The sequence below is a fragment of the Microvirga sp. P4_G7 genome (assembly GCF_056401005.1).
Map to the genome: position 1 here is coordinate 1 of NZ_JBFUKD010001112.1, position 677 is coordinate 677.

Consider the following 677-nt stretch of genomic DNA (forward strand, 5'->3'; position numbering starts at 1 on the left):
GGCTTGGTGAAGGGTCTCTGACACCTTCGCCGCCGGAAGACCCCGCCTTGCCGGTCAGGGCCACCCCTGCTAACTGACGCGCAATCCATTTTGCGCCCATCTTTCAGCAGGACTTTGCCGTGTCCCGTCAGTTCATCTACCACATGCGTGGCCTCACCAAGACCTATTCCAGCGGGAAGAAGGTCTTGGACAATGTCCATCTCTCGTTCTACCCGGACGCCAAGATCGGTGTTCTCGGCGTCAACGGCGCCGGTAAATCGACCCTTTTGCGGATCATGGCCGGAATCGACACCGAGTGGGGTGGCGAGGGCTGGGTCGCGGAAGGCGCGCGTGTGGGCTACTTGCCGCAGGAGCCGCAGCTCGATCCGACGAAGAACGTCCGCGAAAATGTGCTTCAGGGCGTCGCGCCCCAGCAGGCGATCCTCGATCGGTACAACGAGCTCGCCATGAACTATTCCGAAGAGACGGCGGACGAGATGACGCGTCTCCAGGACGAGATCGAGGCGAAAGGCTTGTGGGATCTCGATTCCAAGGTCGATCAGGCGATGGACGCCCTGCGCTGCCCGCCGGACGACTGGGCCGTCGACAAGCTATCCGGCGGTGAGCGCCGCCGCGTCGCTCTTTGCAAATTGTTGCTGGAGCAGCCTGAACTGCTGCTCCTCGACGAACCCACCAAC

The 677-nt window shown here is 62.0% G+C and carries 1 protein-coding gene; it reads left to right on the plus strand.

Features of this window, described 5'->3' with window-relative positions; all coding sequences use genetic code 11:
- Positions 1 to 119: 119 nt before the first annotated feature.
- Positions 120 to 677, plus strand: a 558-nt coding sequence (locus AC1DT3_RS23355; RefSeq protein ID WP_477467536.1) for an ATP-binding cassette domain-containing protein, incomplete at its 3' end; no start/stop codon positions are given.